Genomic DNA, 18,152 nt, shown 5'->3' on the forward strand with positions numbered 1-18,152 from the left:
CAGAACCGGAGCGGCGATGTTCACCGGACTGGTCCAGGCCGTGGGTCGGCTGCAGCGCTGCCCCCAGGGAGTGCGGGTGAGCTGGCTGATGCAGGCCGGCGCGCCGCTGGGGTCGGTGGCCCTCGGCGACAGCATCGCCGTGGATGGGGTGTGCCTGACCGCGGCCGAACTGTTCGCCGATGGATTCCGCGCCGATGTCAGTGCGGAGACCCTGGCACGAACCGGCCTGGCCGCCAAGGCCGACCAACAGGCCCACGTCAACCTCGAACCGGCCCTGCGCCTGGTCGATCGCCTCGGCGGCCACCTGGTCAGCGGTCATGTCGATGGCGGTGGGCGGGTGCGGGGCATCAGCCGCGAACCCGCCTCCTGGCGCCTGGAACTGGCCTGGGACGACCCGGCCTACGGCCGCTATATCTGTGAGAAGGCCAGCGTGGCCGTTGATGGCATCAGCCTCACGGTTGCGGGCTGCGATCCCGGCGGTGACCGCTTCTGGATCGCCGTGATCCCTCACACCTGGGCCTCCACCACCCTGGCGGAGCGGCGGCTCGGCGACCGGGTCAACCTGGAGGCGGATCTGCTGGCCAAGTACACCGAGCGGCTCCTGCTGGAGGGGGGCAGACCAGCCGCTGCAGCGCCGGCGCAGGATCTCAGCGCCAGCTGGTTGGCGGAGCATGGCTGGGGCTAGGAGCCGGGGACAGAGGCCCTGTCTAAGGTCCGGGAATCTCTTCTGACTCTTCGCCGATGGCGGTCGTTGACCCCCTGCTCTCCGTCGACCGCGGCCTGCGCAGCTTTGCGCTGGCCGAAGGCATCCTGATGCTGGTGCTGGGGCTGCTGGCCCTGTTCTTTCCGGTTGTGGCCTCGATCTGGGTGACCGCCATGGTGGCGGTGGCCTTTCTGGTGGGCGGGCTGGTCGGCTGGATCACCAACCTGTTGCGGGCGCGCCAACTGCGCCGCTGGCTCACCTTCTCCCGCCTGCTGGTCTCCACCCTGTTCGTGGTGACGGGCTTCTGGATGCTCCATCAGATGGGAGCAGGCCCCGAGCGTGCGGCTGCCCCTGTGGCGTCCCTGGCCCTGGCGGTGGGTCTGGTGTTCCTGGTGGAGGGGGCCGTGGGCATCGTGGCCTCCCTGGCCCATCAGCGCCTGATGGGCTGGGGCTGGGGGCTGGTGAACGGCGTGGTGACCCTGGTGCTGGGGTTGCTGATCCTCACGATGAAGTTCTGGAACCTGAGCTGGGTGCTTGGGGTGCTCGTGGGCGTGAGTTTCCTGTTCAGCGGCCTCGATCTGATCACCTTCAGCGCCAGCTTCCACGACGGCGAAGCAGGCTCTGACGTCGGCGGCTGAGGACGGGATCAGGACTCGTCCTGGGCCTGATCAGGGTCATGGGTCTGATCGGATTTCTCCTGCGACTGATCAGCCTGGTCCTCACTGCCATCAAGGGCGACGAGCCAGATCGATCCGGTTTCGGCATGGAGCTGGATGCGGAATTCCTGGCCGGGCACCAGGCCGAGGCGTCGGGTGTAAGCCTGGCCGATCAGAAGATTTCCGTTGCCATGCACCCGGGTGCGGAATTCGGCCTGGCGTCCCTTGCTGCCACCGCCAGCACCACCGCCGCCACCTGGCGTTTCCGGCAGGCGATAACCCTTGGCTTCCACCAGGGCGCGATAAAAACTTTTCTTCAGGACCCGGCCACTGGGCCCCACGTAGCCGCAGGCACGGGCGATCTGCTCTTCCGGACGGTTGCTCAACGAGCGAGCTCGCTCCAGCAGTTCCTTTCCCTTGAGCATGTCCTGGCTCTGGGCGGGTCGTGCGTCCGTTGTGCGGGCCGAGGTAGTTCCGTTCCTGTAGGACATCGGGGCGGGCTTGGTACGGACTGGAGGGCTTCGGCCTGCGCCGATTGTGCCTAGACGGGTGACCTACCAGCAAGCGCAGGTGAGGCTCAGAGCACGTAGAGCAGACCGAAGAGCACCAGCCAGATCACATCGACGAAGTGCCAGTAGAGCTCTGCTGCTTCGAGCCCAAAGGGTTCGCTGGTGCTCACCCGACCCCGATCGCGGGTCTGGAACCAGACCACAAGAATGCAGATCACTCCCAGGGTCACGTGCAGGCCATGGAAACCGGTCAGCGCGTAAAAGGTGCTGGCGAAGAGGTTCTCGGTGAGCCCGAAGGGCAGGGAGAAGTACTCCACCATCTGGCCGGCCAGGAAGGCACTGCCGAGGGCTGCCGTGAGCAGCAGCCAGGGGCGGCAGCCGCTGCGGTTTCCGGCCAGCAGCTGCTTGCCACCGCGATGGAACGTGAAACTGCTCACCACCAGCAGAACGGTGTTGAGACTGGGCAGCAGCAGTTCCAGTTCGTAGTTCGATCCCGGTGGGAGCGGATTCACCGCACGGAAGGTGAGGTAAGCAGCGAAAAATCCCGCAAAGGTCATGCCGTCCGCCACCAGGAACAGCAGCAGCCCGAACATGCGGAAATCCCCATGACCATGCTCCACCGCATCAGCAGGAGGAGCCAGGCTCGTGGCACTGACGACGGTGGAGGAGGAGGCGAGGCTGGTCATTGGAGCAGGGGCTGCGGAATGGGGAACGGTGGTGGATCAGATCACCAGCATCATGGGCCAGTTCAGAAGAAGGTGCTGTTCAGCAGAAGCTGACCCGTGGGTCTCTCAGCCCCGCCCGCCGCTCCAGAGATCCTTGCCACTGGTGACGTCGAGATCGATCTGGTCGGCAGGGATGCCATAGGCGTAGGGCTCATGCACCAGCGGAGCCGCTCCTACCCAGTTCTCAACCGGAGGCGGCGAGGAGGTGAGCCATTCGGGAGTGAGGGCGCGCCAGGGGTTGTCTCCCGCCACGGGGCCGCGGAAGGCACTCCAGATCACGTTGTAAAGCAGGGGCAACGTGCTGACCGCCATCAGCAGGGCGCCAACGCTGCTGGCCTGATTGAGCGTGGTGAAGGCGGGGTCGTACTCGGCGACACGGCGGGGCATGCCATTGAGACCAAGCCAGTGCTGGGGAAGGAAGCAGAGATTGAAACCAACGAACGTGAGCAGGAAGTGAAGCCGCCCCAGGTCTTCGTTGAGCATGCGGCCGGTGAACTTGGGGTACCAGTGGTAGATCGCCGCAAAGATCACGAAAACGGTGCCGCCATAGACAATGTAATGAAAATGTCCGACCACGAAATACGTGTCATGAACGTGAATATCAAACGGAACCTGGGCCAGGGCAACGCCAGTGATGCCGCCAAAGACGAAGTGAAAAATGAAGGCGCAGGAGAACAGCATGGCGCTGTTCAGGGCAATCTTGCCGCCCCACAGGGTCGCCAGCCAGTTGAAGAATTTGATGCCGGTCGGCACGGCGATGAAGGAGGTGGCGATCGTGAAGAACAGGCGCATCCAGGGCGGTGTGCCGCTGGTGAACATGTGGTGGGCCCAGACGATCAGCCCGAGAAAGACAATCCCCAGGATCGAATACACCATCGTGGTGTAACCAAACAGCGGCTTGCGCGCATGGATCGGCAGGATCTCACTCACCAGACCGAAGGCCGGCAGCACCATGATGTAAACAGCCGGGTGGGAATAGAACCAGAACAGGTGCTGATACACCACTACGTTGCCGCCCAGGGCAGGATTGAAGAAGCCGGTGTGGGCGACGATATCGAAGCTGAGCAGGATCAGAGTGCCTGCGAGAACTGGCGTGGAAAGCACCACCAGAATGCTGGTGCCCAGCATGGCCCAGCAATACATCGGTAGCTGCATCAATTTCAGGCCAGGCTGACGCAGCTTCAGCACAGTGGCGATGAAGTTGATCGCCCCGAAGATCGAACTGCCCCCAAGGAGCAACACACTCAGAATCCAGACCACCTGCCCCGCCGCAGGGGTGGTGATGCTCAGCGGCGGATAGGCGGTCCAGCCGGACTGAGCTGCACCCGAGATGAAATAGCTGCTGATCAGAAGGATTCCAGCTGGAGGGATCATCCAGAAGGCCACGGCATTGAGCCGGGGGAATGCCATATCCCTGGCACCTACATAGAAGGGAATCAGGTAATTGCCGAAGCCGCCATTTACTACCGGCACGATCCAGAGAAAGATCATCACCGTGCCATGCAGGGTGAGCACCTCGTTGTAGGTATCCCGGCTGATGAAATCAGAGATGGGGCTGGCCAGCTCGGTGCGGATCACACCAGCCAGAGCACCCCCGATCAGATAGAAGATGAAACCGGTGACGAGGTACTGAAGGCCGATCACCTTGTGATCCAGGCTGAAGCTGAAATAGCGCAGCCACCCTTGGGGTTGCAGGCTGCCCTGGAAGCTTTCGGGGCTGGCGACGGTCATGGAAACAGGGGTGGCGGAATCGAAAGTCGGGAGCCGAGGCCGGTGGGTCTGAAAAAGCTTGATCAGACTTCGTGATCTCAGCCAGTCGGCGGGGCCGCTGCCAGGGCCACCGTGCTGGGCGCCGCCGGGGCGTTCTGGTGAATCCAGGCCTCGAAGGCCTCCTGTTCATGGACCACCACGTTGGTGCGCATGCCGCCGTGGTAAGGGCCGCAGAGCTCGGCGCAGACGATCGGGTAGGTGCCAGGGCGGGTGGGGGTGAACGACATCACGGTGGGCTGGCCGGGGATCACGTCCTGCTTCAGACGGAACTGGGGCACCCAGAAGGCATGAATCACATCACGGGCTTCCATGCGCAGCTGCACGGGACGACCCACCGGCACATGCAGCTCCCCGCTGGTGATGGAGCTGTCCGGGTAATGGAAGATGAAAGCGAACTGCATGGCGGTGAGCTCCACGGGCAAGGCATCGCCCGAGGCAGTGCTGATGCCACCCCAGACGCGTTCCGCTTGAGCCTCGCCCGGGTCATCGGCCAGCAGGGTTGCGCTGTTGTCTGCCCCCTCGTGAAGCAGGGCTGGAGCGGCCAAGGCATCGCCGCCTTGGTGCTGGTGCTCAGCAAGCATCACGGACGAGACATCGCCATGCATGGCTTCATGTCCATTCAGGGGCGTCATGCCGCCCATGCGCTCATAGATGTCGTAGCTGTAGATGCCTACGAACAGCACCACCACGGCGGGGATCGCGGTCCAGAGGATCTCCAGGGGCAGATTGCCTTCGATCGCCAGGCCGTCGCCCCGATCGCCGGGAAGACGACGAAACCGCACCAGGCTGAAAATCAGCAAGCCGGTCACCCCCACGAACAGGATCGTGCCGATGCTGAACAGAACCTGAAAGAGCGCGTCGTAGACCGGGGCATTGCTGCTGGCGTCCACGGGCAGCAGATTGACGTTCTGACCCACCCAGAGGCCACCGAGCACCAGCACCATGCCCAGAACCAGCGTGATCAGGGAGGTGGGAATGGTCACCGGGGCAGATCAGATCAGCAGCCAGCCTATGGGGCCTGGATTGCGGCAGTGGATCCAGTCACTGAATGCAGTCAGTTGATCCAGTCGCCGGATCCGGCAGTGAATTCCGATGCAACGGCGAAACGGGGGTCAGGTGACGTCTGGAACGAAGCGATGAGATGTGAGGGAATCGCAACGCTTTTGAACTGGCTACTTTATGGCTCCCCGTAGGGATTCCTTGATCACATCCCTGGCGCTGCTGCTCTCCCACCTTGTTGTGGCATTGGTGGCCCTGGTCGCCATCGGCGGCGCAACACGGGTGATGGAGGCTGGTCTGGCCTGCCCGGACTGGCCGCTTTGTTATGGCGTGCTTCTGCCTGGTCAGCAGATGAACATGCAGGTGTTTCTGGAGTGGTTTCACCGCCTCGATGCCTTCCTGGTCGGGGTGGCCTTGCTGGTGCTCTGCGCCATCAGCCTGCTGCGCAGACGCCTGCTGCCCGCCTGGCTGCCCTGGTTCAGTGCAGCGGCCCTGCTGATGGTGGCCGTTCAGGGGGCACTGGGTGCCCTCACCGTGACCCGTTTGCTGGCCTCGGACATCGTCACCGCCCATCTGGCCACGGCCCTCGCCCTGGTGGCTCTGATGAGCGCCGGCTATCAGCGGCTGGCAGCCCCAGCTGAGTCCCCACCGATCTGGTTCCGGGTTCTGTCCAGTCTGGCGCTGGTTCTGGTCTTCGCACAGTGCGTTCTGGGCGGGAGCATGGCCAGCCAGTGGGCCGCCGATCGCTGTTTCTCAGCGGGCGATGCCTGCCGCTGGCTGCTGGCCCACCGCATCGGCGCCTACCCGGCCGCCGCTGCGGTGTTGGCCATGGCGATCGGCAGCCTCACCCTGCCGCGACGCTGCCGCCATCTCCAGGGTCTGGCCCTGGGGGCGACGGCCCTGGTGGCCGCCCAGGTTGTTCTTGGAATCCTCACCTTGAGCCAGCAGCTTCAGGTCCCCGGCCTAACCGTGGCCCATCAGCTGGTTGCTGCCTTGCTGGTGGCCGTCCTCGCCGCGATTCTCGGTCGCAGTGCGGTACCGAGCTCCGTTGCAGACGCTCCGGCGGCCTGCGGCATTCCCAATCCATCCCTGTCCGCGAAGGTGGCCCATGGTTAGCGTCAACCCTGAGGCTCTGGCGGCCGTTTCCCGTCCCGCCGTGCCGCGGTCGGTCCGTCTGCCCGCCTGGCTGGAGGTGGCCAAGCCCCGCCTGATTCCCCTGCTTCTGGCCACCACACTGGCGGGCATGGCCCTCTCGGTGGGCTGGCCACTCGATCCGCTGCGGATCATCTGCACCCTGGTGGGCGGTGCCCTCGCTTCTGCCGCCGCCGGTGTGCTCAATTGCCTCTGGGAGCAGGAACTCGACGGCCGCATGCAGCGCACCAGCCGACGGGCTCTGCCCTCCGGTCGGCTCGCCCAGCGCCAGGCCTTCCTGCTGGCCATCCTGCTCACCTCCGCCTCGGTGGCGGTGCTGGTTCTGGGGGTCAACCCGCTGGCGGCCGCGCTGGCTCTGCTGGGGTTATGCAGCTATGTGCTGCTCTACACGGCCCTGCTCAAACCCCGCACACCACGCAATATCGTGGTCGGCGGCGTTGCCGGAGCCATTCCCCCCCTGGTGGGGGCTGCGGCCGCCGGTGGCCTGCCCACCTGGTCGAGCTGGTGGCTGTTCAGCCTGGTGATGCTCTGGACCCCCGCCCATTTCTGGGCCCTCGCTCTGCTTCTCAAGGATGACTACCGCTCGGTCGGCATTCCCATGCTGCCGGTGGTCAAGGGCGAAGCCGTCACCGCCCTGGCGATCGGTCGCTATGCCTGGGCCACCGTGCTGGCGAGTGGCATCGGCGTGCTGGCCCTGCCCAGCGGCGGCCTGCTCTATGGCCTGCTGGTGGTGCCCTTCAACGCACGCCTGCTGCAACTCAGCGGTGCCCTCAGCCGTGACCCCAACGATCCCCAGCGTGCTCGCAACCTGTTTCGCTGGTCGATCCTCTATCTGTTCGGCATCTGCCTGTTGCTGGTGATGGCCCGATCCCCTCAGGCGGAGGCCTTCAGCCTGGTGGCATTCACCCCGCTGCTGGGCCTGGGGCTGTCCTGATGCTCCGGCCTGGATCACTGCTGTGTCGGATGGCCCGTCCGGTTCTCCTTAGATTGGCCAACCATGCGTGGTTTCCAGGAGTGGTGAGCGGGTGATCGAGCTCCAGCACCTCAGCAAGCATTACGGCAGCGTGCAGGCCCTCGACGGCCTCTCGCTGCATGTGCCCCAGGGCTGCCTTTACGGCCTTCTGGGGCCCAATGGAGCCGGTAAGACCACCTGCCTGCGCATCCTCTGCACCCTGCTGGCCCCGGATAGCGGCACTGTCTCGGTGGCCGGAGTCGATGCCCTGGCCCAGCCGCGCCAGGTGCGTCGGCTGCTCGGCTACGTCGCCCAGGAAGTGGCGATCGACAAGATCCTCAGCGGCCGCGAGCTGTTGCGGTTACAGGGCGACCTCTACCACTTGCCGACCAGCGAGCGGGATCGCCGCATCGCCGAACTGATCGACCTGCTGGGCATGGAGGAGTGGATCGATCGTCGCTGTGGCTCCTATTCCGGCGGCATGCGTCGCCGCCTGGACCTGGCCACCGGGCTGCTGCATCGCCCCCGCGTTCTGGTGTTGGATGAGCCCACCGTGGGGTTGGATATCGAAAGTCGCTCTGCCATCTGGCAGGTGCTACGTCAGCTGCGGGATGAAGGAACCACGGTGCTGCTCAGCAGCCATTACCTCGAGGAGGTCGATGCCCTGGCCGATCGCCTGGCCATCGTGGAGGCTGGCCGGGTGATCGCCGAAGGCACCCCCAGCGAGCTCAAGGGCGCCCTCGGTGGCGACCGCGTCACCCTGCGGGTGCGGGAGTTCAGCACAGCCGAAGAGGCCGAGCGGGTGCGGGGGCTGCTGGTGGCCTGTGGCGGGGTGCGGCAGGTGGTGGTGAACCGGGCCCAGGGCTACTCGCTCAATCTGGTGGTGGACGACACCGCCGTGCTCGAAACCCTGCGCCATCAGCTGATGCAGGCCGATCTGCCGGTGTTCGCCCTGGCCCAGAGCCGCCCCAGCCTTGACGATGTCTATCTGCAGGCCACGGGCCGCACCCTGATGGATGCCGAGCTGGCCGTGGCCGGGAGCCGCGATCCCAAGGCCGAACGCAAACAGGCGATGCGCTGACCCCTGGCCGCGAAGCGTTTCCTCCTTCCTCCGTCACTGTTCTGCACCCGGTTCCGTTCTGGTCCGGCTGCCCTGCTTTCCGATCCGCCGCCGATCCGCCGATGACCAGCGCCACGCCTTCCTACCTCTCAGCCGGCACCCCAGCGGAGCAAGAGCCCTCCGCCTTTGTCGAAATCCGTCAGGAAACCCTGGCGCTCACCCGCCGCCTCTTCCTGCAGTTGCAGCGTCGCCCCTCCACCCTGGTGGCCGGCGTTCTGCAGCCGCTGATCTGGCTGATCCTCTTCGGTGCCCTGTTCGCCAATGCGCCAACGGGGCTGCTGCCGGGGGGCGAGAGCTATGGCCGCTTCCTGGGGGCGGGGGTGATCGTGTTCACCGCCTTCAGCGCCGCCCTCAACGCCGGGCTGCCGGTGATGTTCGACCGGGAGTTCGGCTTCCTTAACCGTCTGCTGGTGGCGCCGCTGCGCTCACGCAGCTCGATCGTGCTGGCGTCGGTGCTCTACATCACCAGCCTCAGCCTGGTGCAGAGCCTGGCGATCATGGGCACCGCCGCCCTGCTGGGCTACGGCTGGCCGGGGGGTGCGGGGTTGCTGCTGGTGCTGGTCACCCTGCTGCTGCTGGTGTTCGCGGTGACGGCCCTCAGCCTCGGTCTCGCCTTTGCCCTGCCCGGCCACATCGAGCTGATCGCAGTGATCTTCGTGGCCAACCTGCCGCTGCTGTTTGCCAGCACCGCCCTGGCGCCGCTGGCCTTCATGCCGGCCTGGCTGCGCTGGCTGGCCGCGATCAATCCGCTCACCTTCGCGATCGAGCCGATCCGCGCCGCCTATGCCGGCCAGGTCAGTTTGTCGGCGGTGGTGATGGAGGCTCCCTACGGTTCACTCACCACCACCACCTGCCTGCTGATCCTCACCGCCCTGGCGGCCGGCCTGTTTCTGCTGATCCGCCCGCTTCTGGATCGCAAACTCGCCTGAATGATGACCAGCACTTCCGCCGCGGCCTTCGATCCATTGTCCGTCCGCTCTGTGCCCGGGCGATCCGCTCTGGCGGGCGGCCTGATCGTGTCCGTCCAAGCGCCGGAAGGATCACCGATGCGTGAACCGTCCGTGATCGCAGCCATGGCGGAAGCCAGCCTGGCCCAGGGCGCGATCGGGGTGCGGCTGGAGAGCCCCGAACACATCGGTGCCGTGCGTCGTCGCTGCCCACAGGCCCTGATCGTGGGGCTGTGGAAACGCACCCTTCCCGGCAGCGCCGTGTACATCACGCCACGCTGGCAGGACCTGCAGCAGGTGTGGGCGGCAGGAGCCGATGTGGTGGCCATCGATGCCACCGATCGCCCCAGACCGGAGCACGAAACCCTGGTCGAGATCGTTGCGCGGGCCAGGGCGATGGGCATTCCCCTGATGGCCGATGTCGATGGCATCGCCAATGGGCTGAGGGCTGCCGCCCTGGGCTGCCACTGGGTGGGAACCACTCTGTACGGCTACACGGAAGACACCTCCGGACTCAGACCTCCAGCCTGGAATCTGCTGGAGCCCCTGCGCCGCCAGCTTTCTCCGGAGGTGATCCTGGTCTGCGAGGGCGGCATCGCCTCGGCCGAGCAGGCCGCTGAGGCTGTCAGCCGAGGAGCCGATGCCGTGGTGGTGGGCACCGCCATCACCGGAGTGGATCTACAGGTGGCGGCCTACGTGAAGCGCTTGCGCGCCTGAGCGGGAGCTGGTGCACTGACGCTTGGGCCTCAGGAGGGGCGTGGGCCGACTGACCCACACCCACCGGGGCCTCACATCATGCCGGGCATCCCCATGCCGCCCATGCCGGGCATCCCCATGCCGCCCATGCCGGGCATGCCCATACCGCCCATTCCGCCCATGCCACCCATGTCGCCACCAGGGGAGGCAGCAGCGGGCTCGGGCTTGTCGGCGATCACCGCTTCAGTGGTGATCAGCAGCGCTGCGATCGACACCGCATCCTGCAGGGCGAGACGAACCACCTTGGCGGCATCGACGATGCCAGCGGCCAGAAGATCCTCGTAACTACCCGTGGCGGCGTTGTAGCCCTGACCCCGGCTCAGGCACTCGGAGGTCACCACCGAACCATCGGCACCGGCGTTGACCGCAATCTGACGCGCCGGCTCACCCAGGGCGTGCTGCACGATCGCCACACCGGTTCGAGCATCGCCGCTGCTGCTCGCCAGCAGGCCATCGAGCTCCGAGGCCAGCTGAAGAAGGGTGAAGCCGCCCCCGGGAATGATGCCCTCCTCGATCGCCGCACGGGTGGCATTGAGGGCATCCTCGATGCGCAGCTTGCGGTTGCGCAGTTCGGTTTCGGTGGGGGCTCCCACCTTGATCACCGCCACGCCGCCGGCGAGTTTGGCGATCCGCTCGTTGAGCTTTTCACAGTCGTACTCGGAGTCGGTGGCATCGAGTTCGCGCTTGATCGCGGCCACCCGGTCGACCACCGCCTGGCGGTGATCATCGGTCGCCACAAGAGTGGTGCTGTCCTTGGTGATCGTGATCCGGCGGGCCGTTCCCAGGTCCGCGAGGGTCACCGCCTCGAGGCTCATGGCCCTGTCCTCGCTCACCACGGTGGCGCCGGTGAGGATGGCGATGTCTTCCAGCATGGCCTTGCGGCGATCGCCGAAGCCGGGAGCCCGCACGGCCGCCACCTGCAGCACGCCGCGGTTCTTGTTCACCACCAGGGTGGCCAGGGCCTCACCGTCCACCTCCTCGGCCAGGATCACCAGGGGCCGGCCACTGCGGGCCACGGCCTCCAGCACCGGCACCAGATCGGCGACGCTGCTCACCTTGCGGTCGGTGATCAGCAGGAGGGCATTCTCATAGACGCACTCCAGCCGCTCCTGGTCGGTCACGAAGTAGGGGGAGCTGTAGCCCCGATCGAAGGCCATGCCTTCGGTGATCTCCAGTTCGGTGGCCAGGGATTTCGACTCCTCCACGGTGATCACCCCGTCGGCGCTCACCGTGTCCATGGCTTTGGCGATCATGCCGCCCACTTCGTCGTCGTTGCCGGAGCTCACGGTGGCCACCTGGCGGATGGCGTCTCCCGCCACCGACTGGGCACGGGCGGCGATGCCGCTCACGACCAGGGCAACGGCCTGCTCCATGCCGCGGCGCAGCTGCACCGGGCTGGCGCCAGCGGCCACATTCTTCATGCCTTCCCGCACCATCGACTGGGCCAGCACCGTGGCCGTGGTGGTGCCGTCACCGGCCTTGTCCTTGGTCTTGGCGGCCACCTGCTGAATCAGCTTGGCGCCGATGTTCTCGAAGGGATCCTCGAGTTCGATGTCCCGGGCGATGGTGACACCGTCATTGACGATGTCCGGAGCGCCGAACTTCTTCTCCAGCACGACGTTGCGGCCCTTCGGACCGATCGTGACCCTCACGGCGTCGGCCAGGGCATTGACCCCCCGTTCCAGAGATTCGCGCGATTGATCGGCGAACTGGATCAATTTGGCCATCGGGGAGAGCAGAACAACAGATGGTTCAGCGTCCCATAGCGCACTGTCCAGCCGCAGTGCCTAGGTGGTGGTGAATGCCGAATCAGCCTGCCCGTGCCCCTGTCCCAGCGGCCCCATGGCCAGTAGCGTCAACCAAGGGCAGAGGGCCGGGAGCCTACGCGAGCCATGGAGGATCTGCTGCAGAGCGCACTGGACAGTGCCACCGCCGAGAGTGCCCTGGCCGCCAGCTCCAAGGCCGATGCCATGGTCTTCCTGCTGATCGCAGCCCTGGGCCTGCTGATGGCCCTGGTCTACGTGCCGATCCGGCTGTTTCTCACGATCACCGCCCGCCGCCGCCGGCTTCAACTGCTGCAGCGGATCCGTCGGCTGCGGGACGACCTGGGTCAGCCACTCCAGGCAGACACCCCGACCACCTCTGACCTCCACCCCCCAACGGTCTCGACCGCCAACGACTGATCGATCCAGGTCAAGGCGCTGTTCTGCGTCGATCAGTTCAGCGAAGCGGCCTTCAGCGCAGCGGCCTTCTTTGCAGCAGGATTCAGCCCGGCACCCTTCAGCGCATCACCATGCCGCCATCCACCTGCAGCACCTGGCCGGTCATGTAGGCACCGGCCGGATCGGCCGCCAGGAATCGCACGGCGCTGGCCACCTCGGCCGGCTGGCCCATGCGCGCCAGGGGGATCGCGGCCAGGATCGGTTCCTTGGCCAGGTCCTTGGTCATGTCGCTCTCGATGAAACCGGGAGCCACTGCATTGACGGTCACACCACGGCTGGCGAATTCGGCGGCGCTGCTGCGGGTCAGACCGATCACGCCTGCCTTGGCGGCGCTGTAGTTCGCCTGGCCGGGGTTGCCCATCAGGCCCACCACGGAGGTGATGTTGATGATCCGTCCGGCACGGGCCTTGAGCATCGTGCGGCTCACGGCGCGGGTGCAGAGGAACACGCCGGTGAGATTGAGGTCGATCACGCTCTGCCAGTCGCTGGTCTTCATGCGCATCAACAGCCCATCGCGGGTGATGCCGGCGTTGTTGACCAGCACGTCAAGCCGCCCTTCCCGCTCCAGCACCGCCTTCACCATCGACTCCACCGCCGCTTCTTCGGCCACGTTGGCCTGATAGCTCCAGGCCTTGCCGCCCTGGCCCTCAATCTCCGCCACCACGGCGGCGGCAGCCTCCGGTGAACTGGCGTAGTTCACCACCACGGTGGCGCCGCTGGCCGCCAGCTCCAGGGCGATGGCCCGTCCGATGCCGCGGCTGGCCCCGGTGACCAGGGCGACCTGGCCAGCCAGGGAAGTGGTGGGGAAGCCGCCGGACATCGCCAATCAGGTCAAGGTGGGCCCGATCGTATGTGCCGCCCACGCCCCCCTCACTCCTGCATGGTCTCGACAGCCTCCAGGGCCGGGCCGAGCAGGTCGGCGAGGGCGCGCAGCTGTTCCTTGCTGCCCAGGGCCACCAGCAGCTGGCCCGGGCCCAGGCGCACATCACCATCGGGATTGGCGATCAGGGTGACCGGCGAGGGCAGGACGGGGGCACCGCGGTAGGTGGGTATTGGCTGACTGGGCGGTTCCGGATTGCGGATCGCCAGCACAAGGGCGCCGGTGCGCCGTCGCAGGGTCAGTTCGGCGAGGGTGCGGCCACTGAGATCGCCCAGCAGGCGGGGATCACTGCTGAGCTGGAACTCCTCCACCTCGCAATTGGAGCCGGCCAGCAGGTCCATGAAGCTCACCGCCAGGGGGCGCAGGGCTGTGGCCGCCATGGTGCGTCCACCCGCCACATAGGGACTCACCACCTGATCGGCACCAGCCAGGCGCAGCTTGCGCTCAGCTTCTTCGCTGTCGGAGCGGGCGATCAGGCGGCAGCCGGGCGCCAGGCCACGGGCACTGAGCACCACGTAGAGGTTGGCGGCATTGCTCGGCAGGGCCGCCACCAGGCTGCGGCAGCGGTGGATGCCGGCCTCCACCAGGGTCTCGTCGAGGGTGGCATCGGCGCTGAGCACCGGCAAACCCCTCTCTTCCGCCTCCCGCTTGCGCTCCTCATCCATTTCGACCACCAGCAGTGACACCCCTTCGCTGCTGATCTGTTCGGCAATCTCCCGACCGATCCGCCCGTAGCCGCAGAGAATCACGTGGTTCTGCATCGTCTCGATCCAGCGGAGAAAGCGGCGCTGGCGCATGCGCCGGAAGTAGCCCGATTCTGTGAGACCCAGCACCCCCTGAATGGTGAGCTGCACCACGATCAGGCCACCGATGATCGAGAGGGCCGTCACCAGACGACCACCCGGGGAGAGGGGCTCCACCTCCCCATAGCCGATGGTGCTGATCGTGATCGCCACCATCCAGTAGCAATCGCCCCAGTCCCATCCTTCGGTCAGGCGATAGCCGAGGGCAGACAGATTGACCACGATCGCCAGGGCGACCATCGGGGTGCGCCAGGGGCGTCGCAACCGGGTGGATGGGGGACGGCGCCGGCGCCGCAGAGCAGGGATCATGGCGCCAGCCCCATCCGGTCTCGGCTCATCCGAGGCCCAGGGCCTGAAGCACCGGGTCGATGGAGAGCTCCTGCAGCTGAGCGGCCTCGCCCAGGCCCGTCACCCCCTGGCGCTGGGGCAGGCTGGCCGGATCGCGGCCCAGGGCCACCAGCGGCACACCGCACAGCAGGGCCAGCTCGATCGTGACGGGATCGCTGGCCAGCACCACGTCGGCGGCGGCCACCTGGGCAGCCCGCCGCCGCAGGGAGCCGGAACTCGGGCTGGGCGCAGTGGGCTCCAGGGTGAGGCTGCGCAGATCGCTGAGGCGGGTCTGGATGCGCTCCGGCAGGGCCTGCCAGTGGGGAGCCGGCCAGTCGCCGGCGCCGCCGGTTGGTGCCAGCAGGAGCATCGGCCCGGAGCCTTGTGGCAGGGCAGCGCTGGCCTTGTCCAGATCCGCCCTGGCGATCGGCAGGCGGTAGGCCGCGGCATCCAACCGCACCCCAACGGGGCGCAGGTAGGCCTCCAGGCGCTGATCGATCCAGCCCTGGCTGGAGGGAACAATCCGTTCGGTGGCCGAGAACCCCGCCGCCGCCACCCGGGTGGGGATGTGGCTCATCGACAGCAGCAGATCAATGGCACGGCCACCGGGTCCGCTGGCCACGAGGTTGATACAGAGCTGAAAATCAGGATCCCTCACCAGGCCCAGCAGGTTGGTCCAGTCGGCCAGGGTGGCCTTGCCATAGGCGATCGGCAGGATTTTCTCCACGGCCGGCAACAGACTCCAGACGGTCCCGGCTTCAGGGCTGCAGGCCACCTGCACCTGGAACCCGAGCTGATCCGCCGCTGCCGCCACCGCCGGCAGAACCTGCAACTGGCTGACGCTGTCGCCTGGAATCAGAAAAAGGGCGCGCATCAGGCGTTGGGCGGGGCATCGCGGCCTGATTGTATGGAGCAGTTCCTGATCTGCCCGTCGTTCCGGGAGCTGCTTGTGCATCTGCTGATCGCCGCCGCCGGCAGCGGCCGCCGTATGGGGGCCGAGGGCAACAAGCTCCTGCTGGCGGTGGCCGGTCGTCCCGTGCTGGCCTGGACTCTGGATGCGGCCCTGGCCTGTCCGGTGATCCGCTGGATCGGGGTGGTGGGTCAGCCCGTGGATGAGGAGGCCGTGGCGGCGATTGTGGCGGCAGCCGGGCCCAGGCTGCCGGTGCAGTGGATCGTGGGCGGCGACACCCGGCAGGAATCGGTGAGCCGCGGCCTGGCGGCCCTGCCCACCGAGGCCGAGGGGGTCCTGATCCACGATGGAGCCCGCTGCCTGGTGGAGCCGGAGCTGCTGAGCCGCTGCGCCGAGGCCGTGGCCGCCGGCGCAGCCGTGATCGCCGCCACCCCCGTGACCGACACGATCAAGCAGGTGGACGATGCGGGCACGATCCAAGCCACCCCCGATCGCAGCGACCTCTGGGCAGCCCAGACGCCCCAGGGCTTCCCGGTGGACGATCTGCGCCAGGCCCATGCGATCGCCGCCACCGAGGGCTGGAGCGTCACCGACGACGCGGCCCTGTTCGAAAAGCTCGGAAAACCCGTCAAGGTGCTGCAGGCGCCGCCGTCCAACATCAAGCTCACCACGCCCTTTGATCTCACGATTGCCGAGGCGGTGCTGGCCCAGCGGGCGGCCGGATGAGTGCTGACAACTGCGCCGCTGAACACCGCACCACGGCTCAGATCCCACCCACCTCCAGGGTGCCGAGCCGGCCATCCAGCCGGGCCGGTGCCCCGATCGGCAGGGCGGCGTTGCCGGGGGCATGGCCCACCGGCAGGCCAGCCACCACGGGGATTTCCAGATCCTGGGTGCGTTCGCGCAGCACCTGCTCCAGGCTGAAGCGCCCGGCGGCTCCGCGGGCCGCGATCAGGCTGTTGTCTTCGGACGCGCCGTCGTGTTGATATGAGCCGTTGGCTTCGACCTCGTCGTCTTGTGGTGGCTCTTCGATGGGCTCATCACAGCCCAGGAAGCTGCCGAAGCCGATGCCGGCCAGGCCCTGCAGAGCACCGCAGAGGCGCCAGTGGGTCAGCATCCGCTCGATCCGGTAGGGCGCCTCGCCCACATCCTCAAGAATCAGGATCGCCCCCCGCAGCTCCGGCAGGTGGGTTGTGCCCAGCAGATGGGTGGCAACAGTCAGATTGGCCACCAACAGCGGCCCCTCGGCCACACCGGCTTGCCAGCCCACGCCAGACAGCGCCGGCAGGGGTTCGCCGAACAGCAGGGCCCGCAACCGTTCCTGGCTCCAGCGGGGTTCCGTCGCCAGGGTGGTGAGCAGCGGTCCATGGATGCCGCCACGGTGGCCCCGCGCCTGCTGGGCCCACAGCAGGGAGGTGACATCGGAGAAGCCCAGCAGCCAGCCGTCCGGAAGTGACAGCGGCCGTTCCAGCAGTCGGGCGGAGCCCCAGCCCCCCCTGACGCAGGCCAACAGGGCGGCGGCGGCGTCCAGGTCCGCGGCCCGCTCCGCATCGCGGCCGGCCAGGTAGCCCCAGCGGCGCCCCAGCAGACGCTCCGGCTGGGAGGGCTCCAGCTGCAGCCCCCACCGCTGCAGCAACGCTGCACCTGCCGCGAGCCGGTCTGGGGCATCAGGGCCGATCAGAGCGGAGCTGGCCGCCACCAGCTGCACCCGATCCCCCCGGCGCAGCGGACGGGGCCAGTCCTGCGGCCAGCGCAGCTGGCTCATGCCGGTCCCCGGCTCAGCACGAGGGCCAGCAGCAGCAGGCCGCCCAGCTGGACCTGCCGCAGAAAATGGCGGCCATAGCGGGAGCGGGGCAGGGAGGGGCTGCGCAGGGCCCAGGCCTCACGCTGCATCCCCGCAGCGGCCGCCAGCCAGAGCGGCCAGAACGCCAGGCTGATCGACTGCAACACCGCCGCGATCGCCAGGGTCAGGGCGGTGACCCCATAGCAGCCGGCCACCACCGCAGGCGCCCGGGCCCCGAGGCTCAGGGCACTGCTGCGGACCCCCAGCACAGCGTCGTCATCGCGATCGGCCATGGCATAAACCGTGTCGAAGCCGAAGGTCCAGCTCACGGCCGCCAGCCACACCAGCAGCAGTGGCGCTCCGCCGGCCAGGCTGCCCGTAGCGGCCGCCCAGGGGATCAGGGTGGCGAAGCCCCAGCACAGGGCCAGCACCAACTGCGGAAAGGCGAACCAGCGCTTGGCGGAGGGGTAGAGCAGCACCGGCGGCAGGGTGGCCACCGCCAGCAGCAGGCAGAGCGAGCGACCATCTGAAGGCAGGGCCAGCACCACCAGCAAGGCCAGCAGCAGGCAGATCAGCAGCAGGAGCACCGCCTCCGGCACCCCGGCACGGCCATCGGCCAGGGGGCGATGGCGGGTGCGTTCCACCAGCGGATCGATGCGCCGGTCCCAGAGATCGTTGGCGACGCAACCGGCACCACTCACCGCCAGACCACCCAACACGATCAACCCAACCAACCCGGGCTCCGGGGGGGCCTGGGGGGTGAGCCAGAGAGCCCAGCCGGCGGGGATCAGCAGGATCAGCCGACCGCTCGGCTTGTGCCACCGCAGCAGCTCGATCCAGGCCCGCAGTCGGTCGGCGATGCCGTGGAAAGCCAGGCGACTGGGAGCCATGCAGCGGTTGTGCTCGCCAGCACCCTAGGTCTGGTGCGGGGTGGCAAA

The 18,152-nt window shown here is 67.1% G+C and carries 19 protein-coding genes; 9 read left to right on the forward strand and 10 right to left on the reverse strand.

All coding sequences use genetic code 11. The features are described from left to right. Positions 1-16 precede the first annotated feature (16 nt). Together H8F24_RS10325 and H8F24_RS10330 are read left to right on the forward strand one after the other, a co-directional pair. A complete protein-coding gene (locus tag H8F24_RS10325; protein ID WP_197172220.1) occupies positions 17-685 on the forward strand; it encodes a riboflavin synthase in 669 nt (222 codons plus the stop codon). A gap of 56 nt (positions 686-741) precedes the next feature. Next, on the forward strand, positions 742-1,341 hold the full coding sequence (locus tag H8F24_RS10330; RefSeq protein ID WP_197169631.1) for an HdeD family acid-resistance protein: 600 nt from the start codon (positions 742-744) through the stop codon (positions 1,339-1,341). 8 nt (positions 1,342-1,349) lie between these two features. Here the strand turns inward: H8F24_RS10330 and H8F24_RS10335 are convergent, their stop codons facing one another. The 4 genes from H8F24_RS10335 to H8F24_RS10350 form a co-directional block, all read right to left on the reverse strand. Then, positions 1,350-1,784 carry an AbrB family transcriptional regulator gene (locus H8F24_RS10335; protein WP_197159113.1) on the reverse strand — a complete coding sequence of 145 codons (435 nt, stop codon included), beginning with the start codon at positions 1,782-1,784 and terminating at the stop codon, positions 1,350-1,352. Between the two features lie 152 nt (positions 1,785-1,936). Beyond that, the gene (locus H8F24_RS10340) at positions 1,937-2,554 is read right to left on the reverse strand and encodes a cytochrome c oxidase subunit 3 (protein WP_197153815.1); all 618 of its coding nucleotides are present in this window, start codon (positions 2,552-2,554) and stop codon (positions 1,937-1,939) included. Between the two features lie 105 nt (positions 2,555-2,659). Continuing rightward, the gene (gene ctaD, locus H8F24_RS10345) at positions 2,660-4,324 is read right to left on the reverse strand and encodes a cytochrome c oxidase subunit I (protein ID WP_197153816.1); all 1,665 of its coding nucleotides are present in this window, start codon (positions 4,322-4,324) and stop codon (positions 2,660-2,662) included. 77 nt (positions 4,325-4,401) lie between these two features. After that, the gene (locus tag H8F24_RS10350; protein WP_197153817.1) at positions 4,402-5,346 is read right to left on the reverse strand and encodes a cytochrome c oxidase subunit II; all 945 of its coding nucleotides are present in this window, start codon (positions 5,344-5,346) and stop codon (positions 4,402-4,404) included. A gap of 217 nt (positions 5,347-5,563) precedes the next feature. Here H8F24_RS10350 and H8F24_RS10355 point away from each other — a divergent pair, with 217 nt between their 5' ends. The 5 genes from H8F24_RS10355 to H8F24_RS10375 all read left to right on the forward strand — a co-directional run bounded on the left by H8F24_RS10355 (position 5,564) and on the right by H8F24_RS10375 (position 10,250). Beyond that, on the forward strand, positions 5,564-6,478 hold the full coding sequence (locus tag H8F24_RS10355; RefSeq protein WP_231597740.1) for a heme A synthase: 915 nt from the start codon (positions 5,564-5,566) through the stop codon (positions 6,476-6,478). Continuing rightward, on the forward strand, positions 6,471-7,448 hold the full coding sequence (locus H8F24_RS10360) for a heme o synthase (protein ID WP_197153819.1): 978 nt from the start codon (positions 6,471-6,473) through the stop codon (positions 7,446-7,448). Before H8F24_RS10355 ends, H8F24_RS10360 begins: the two co-directional genes overlap by 8 nt. A gap of 67 nt (positions 7,449-7,515) precedes the next feature. After that, a complete protein-coding gene (locus H8F24_RS10365; RefSeq protein ID WP_370594740.1) occupies positions 7,516-8,547 on the forward strand; it encodes an ATP-binding cassette domain-containing protein in 1,032 nt (343 codons plus the stop codon). A 101-nt stretch (positions 8,548-8,648) separates the two neighbouring features. Beyond that, entirely contained in the window at positions 8,649-9,515 is an 867-nt protein-coding gene (locus tag H8F24_RS10370) for an ABC transporter permease (RefSeq protein WP_197169633.1), read from the forward strand. 3 nt (positions 9,516-9,518) lie between these two features. Further along, complete coding sequence (locus H8F24_RS10375; RefSeq protein WP_197169634.1) at positions 9,519-10,250, forward strand: N-acetylmannosamine-6-phosphate 2-epimerase; 732 nt, start codon at positions 9,519-9,521, stop codon at positions 10,248-10,250. A 71-nt stretch (positions 10,251-10,321) separates the two neighbouring features. Here the strand turns inward: H8F24_RS10375 and groL are convergent, their stop codons facing one another. Continuing rightward, on the reverse strand, positions 10,322-12,016 hold the full coding sequence (gene groL / locus H8F24_RS10380; RefSeq protein WP_197169635.1) for a chaperonin GroEL: 1,695 nt from the start codon (positions 12,014-12,016) through the stop codon (positions 10,322-10,324). A gap of 165 nt (positions 12,017-12,181) precedes the next feature. Here groL and H8F24_RS10385 point away from each other — a divergent pair, with 165 nt between their 5' ends. Further along, on the forward strand, positions 12,182-12,472 hold the full coding sequence (locus tag H8F24_RS10385; RefSeq protein WP_370594741.1) for a hypothetical protein: 291 nt from the start codon (positions 12,182-12,184) through the stop codon (positions 12,470-12,472). Positions 12,473-12,569: 97 nt separating this feature from the next. Here the strand turns inward: H8F24_RS10385 and fabG are convergent, their stop codons facing one another. From fabG to H8F24_RS10400, 3 genes are read right to left on the reverse strand one after another with little or no spacing between them, the layout of a single operon-like run. After that, complete coding sequence (fabG, locus tag H8F24_RS10390; protein WP_197169636.1) at positions 12,570-13,331, reverse strand: 3-oxoacyl-[acyl-carrier-protein] reductase; 762 nt, start codon at positions 13,329-13,331, stop codon at positions 12,570-12,572. Between the two features lie 50 nt (positions 13,332-13,381). Next, positions 13,382-14,503, reverse strand: a complete 1,122-nt coding sequence (locus tag H8F24_RS10395) for a TrkA family potassium uptake protein (RefSeq protein ID WP_197153824.1) — start codon at positions 14,501-14,503, stop codon at positions 13,382-13,384. A 25-nt stretch (positions 14,504-14,528) separates the two neighbouring features. Further along, a complete protein-coding gene (locus H8F24_RS10400; protein ID WP_197153825.1) occupies positions 14,529-15,395 on the reverse strand; it encodes a glycosyltransferase family 9 protein in 867 nt (288 codons plus the stop codon). Positions 15,396-15,428: 33 nt separating this feature from the next. On the opposite strand from H8F24_RS10400, the gene ispD reads away from it, so the two are divergent. Continuing rightward, positions 15,429-16,157: a 2-C-methyl-D-erythritol 4-phosphate cytidylyltransferase gene (gene ispD / locus H8F24_RS10405; RefSeq protein WP_197153826.1), complete on the forward strand. Its 729-nt coding sequence runs from the start codon at positions 15,429-15,431 to the stop codon at positions 16,155-16,157. 37 nt (positions 16,158-16,194) lie between these two features. On the opposite strand, the gene H8F24_RS10410 is transcribed toward ispD, so the two are convergent. Continuing rightward, on the reverse strand, positions 16,195-17,196 hold the full coding sequence (locus H8F24_RS10410) for an LD-carboxypeptidase (RefSeq protein ID WP_197169637.1): 1,002 nt from the start codon (positions 17,194-17,196) through the stop codon (positions 16,195-16,197). Then, complete coding sequence (locus H8F24_RS10415) at positions 17,193-18,104, reverse strand: 4-hydroxybenzoate polyprenyltransferase (RefSeq protein WP_197169638.1); 912 nt, start codon at positions 18,102-18,104, stop codon at positions 17,193-17,195. The genes H8F24_RS10410 and H8F24_RS10415 overlap by 4 nt, the downstream gene beginning before the upstream one ends. Positions 18,105-18,152: the final 48 nt, after the last annotated feature.

The organism is Synechococcus sp. CBW1002 (assembly GCF_015840915.1).
GTDB lineage: Bacteria > Cyanobacteriota > Cyanobacteriia > PCC-6307 > Cyanobiaceae > CBW1002.

Coding starts and splice junctions, on each gene's coding strand:
- H8F24_RS10325 (WP_197172220.1), top strand. CDS start 17: ATGTTCACCGGACTGGTCCAGGCCGTGGGTCGGCTGCAGCGCTGCCCC.
- H8F24_RS10330 (WP_197169631.1), top strand. CDS start 742: ATGGCGGTCGTTGACCCCCTGCTCTCCGTCGACCGCGGCCTGCGCAGC.
- H8F24_RS10335 (WP_197159113.1), bottom strand. CDS start 1,784: ATGCTCAAGGGAAAGGAACTGCTGGAGCGAGCTCGCTCGTTGAGCAAC.
- H8F24_RS10340 (WP_197153815.1), bottom strand. CDS start 2,554: ATGACCAGCCTCGCCTCCTCCTCCACCGTCGTCAGTGCCACGAGCCTG.
- ctaD (WP_197153816.1), bottom strand. CDS start 4,324: ATGACCGTCGCCAGCCCCGAAAGCTTCCAGGGCAGCCTGCAACCCCAA.
- H8F24_RS10360 (WP_197153819.1), top strand. CDS start 6,471: ATGGTTAGCGTCAACCCTGAGGCTCTGGCGGCCGTTTCCCGTCCCGCC.
- H8F24_RS10370 (WP_197169633.1), top strand. CDS start 8,649: ATGACCAGCGCCACGCCTTCCTACCTCTCAGCCGGCACCCCAGCGGAG.
- H8F24_RS10375 (WP_197169634.1), top strand. CDS start 9,519: ATGACCAGCACTTCCGCCGCGGCCTTCGATCCATTGTCCGTCCGCTCT.
- groL (WP_197169635.1), bottom strand. CDS start 12,016: ATGGCCAAATTGATCCAGTTCGCCGATCAATCGCGCGAATCTCTGGAA.
- H8F24_RS10385 (WP_370594741.1), top strand. CDS start 12,182: ATGGAGGATCTGCTGCAGAGCGCACTGGACAGTGCCACCGCCGAGAGT.
- fabG (WP_197169636.1), bottom strand. CDS start 13,331: ATGTCCGGCGGCTTCCCCACCACTTCCCTGGCTGGCCAGGTCGCCCTG.
- H8F24_RS10395 (WP_197153824.1), bottom strand. CDS start 14,503: ATGATCCCTGCTCTGCGGCGCCGGCGCCGTCCCCCATCCACCCGGTTG.
- H8F24_RS10400 (WP_197153825.1), bottom strand. CDS start 15,395: ATGCGCGCCCTTTTTCTGATTCCAGGCGACAGCGTCAGCCAGTTGCAG.
- ispD (WP_197153826.1), top strand. CDS start 15,429: ATGGAGCAGTTCCTGATCTGCCCGTCGTTCCGGGAGCTGCTTGTGCAT.
- H8F24_RS10410 (WP_197169637.1), bottom strand. CDS start 17,196: ATGAGCCAGCTGCGCTGGCCGCAGGACTGGCCCCGTCCGCTGCGCCGG.
- H8F24_RS10415 (WP_197169638.1), bottom strand. CDS start 18,104: ATGGCTCCCAGTCGCCTGGCTTTCCACGGCATCGCCGACCGACTGCGG.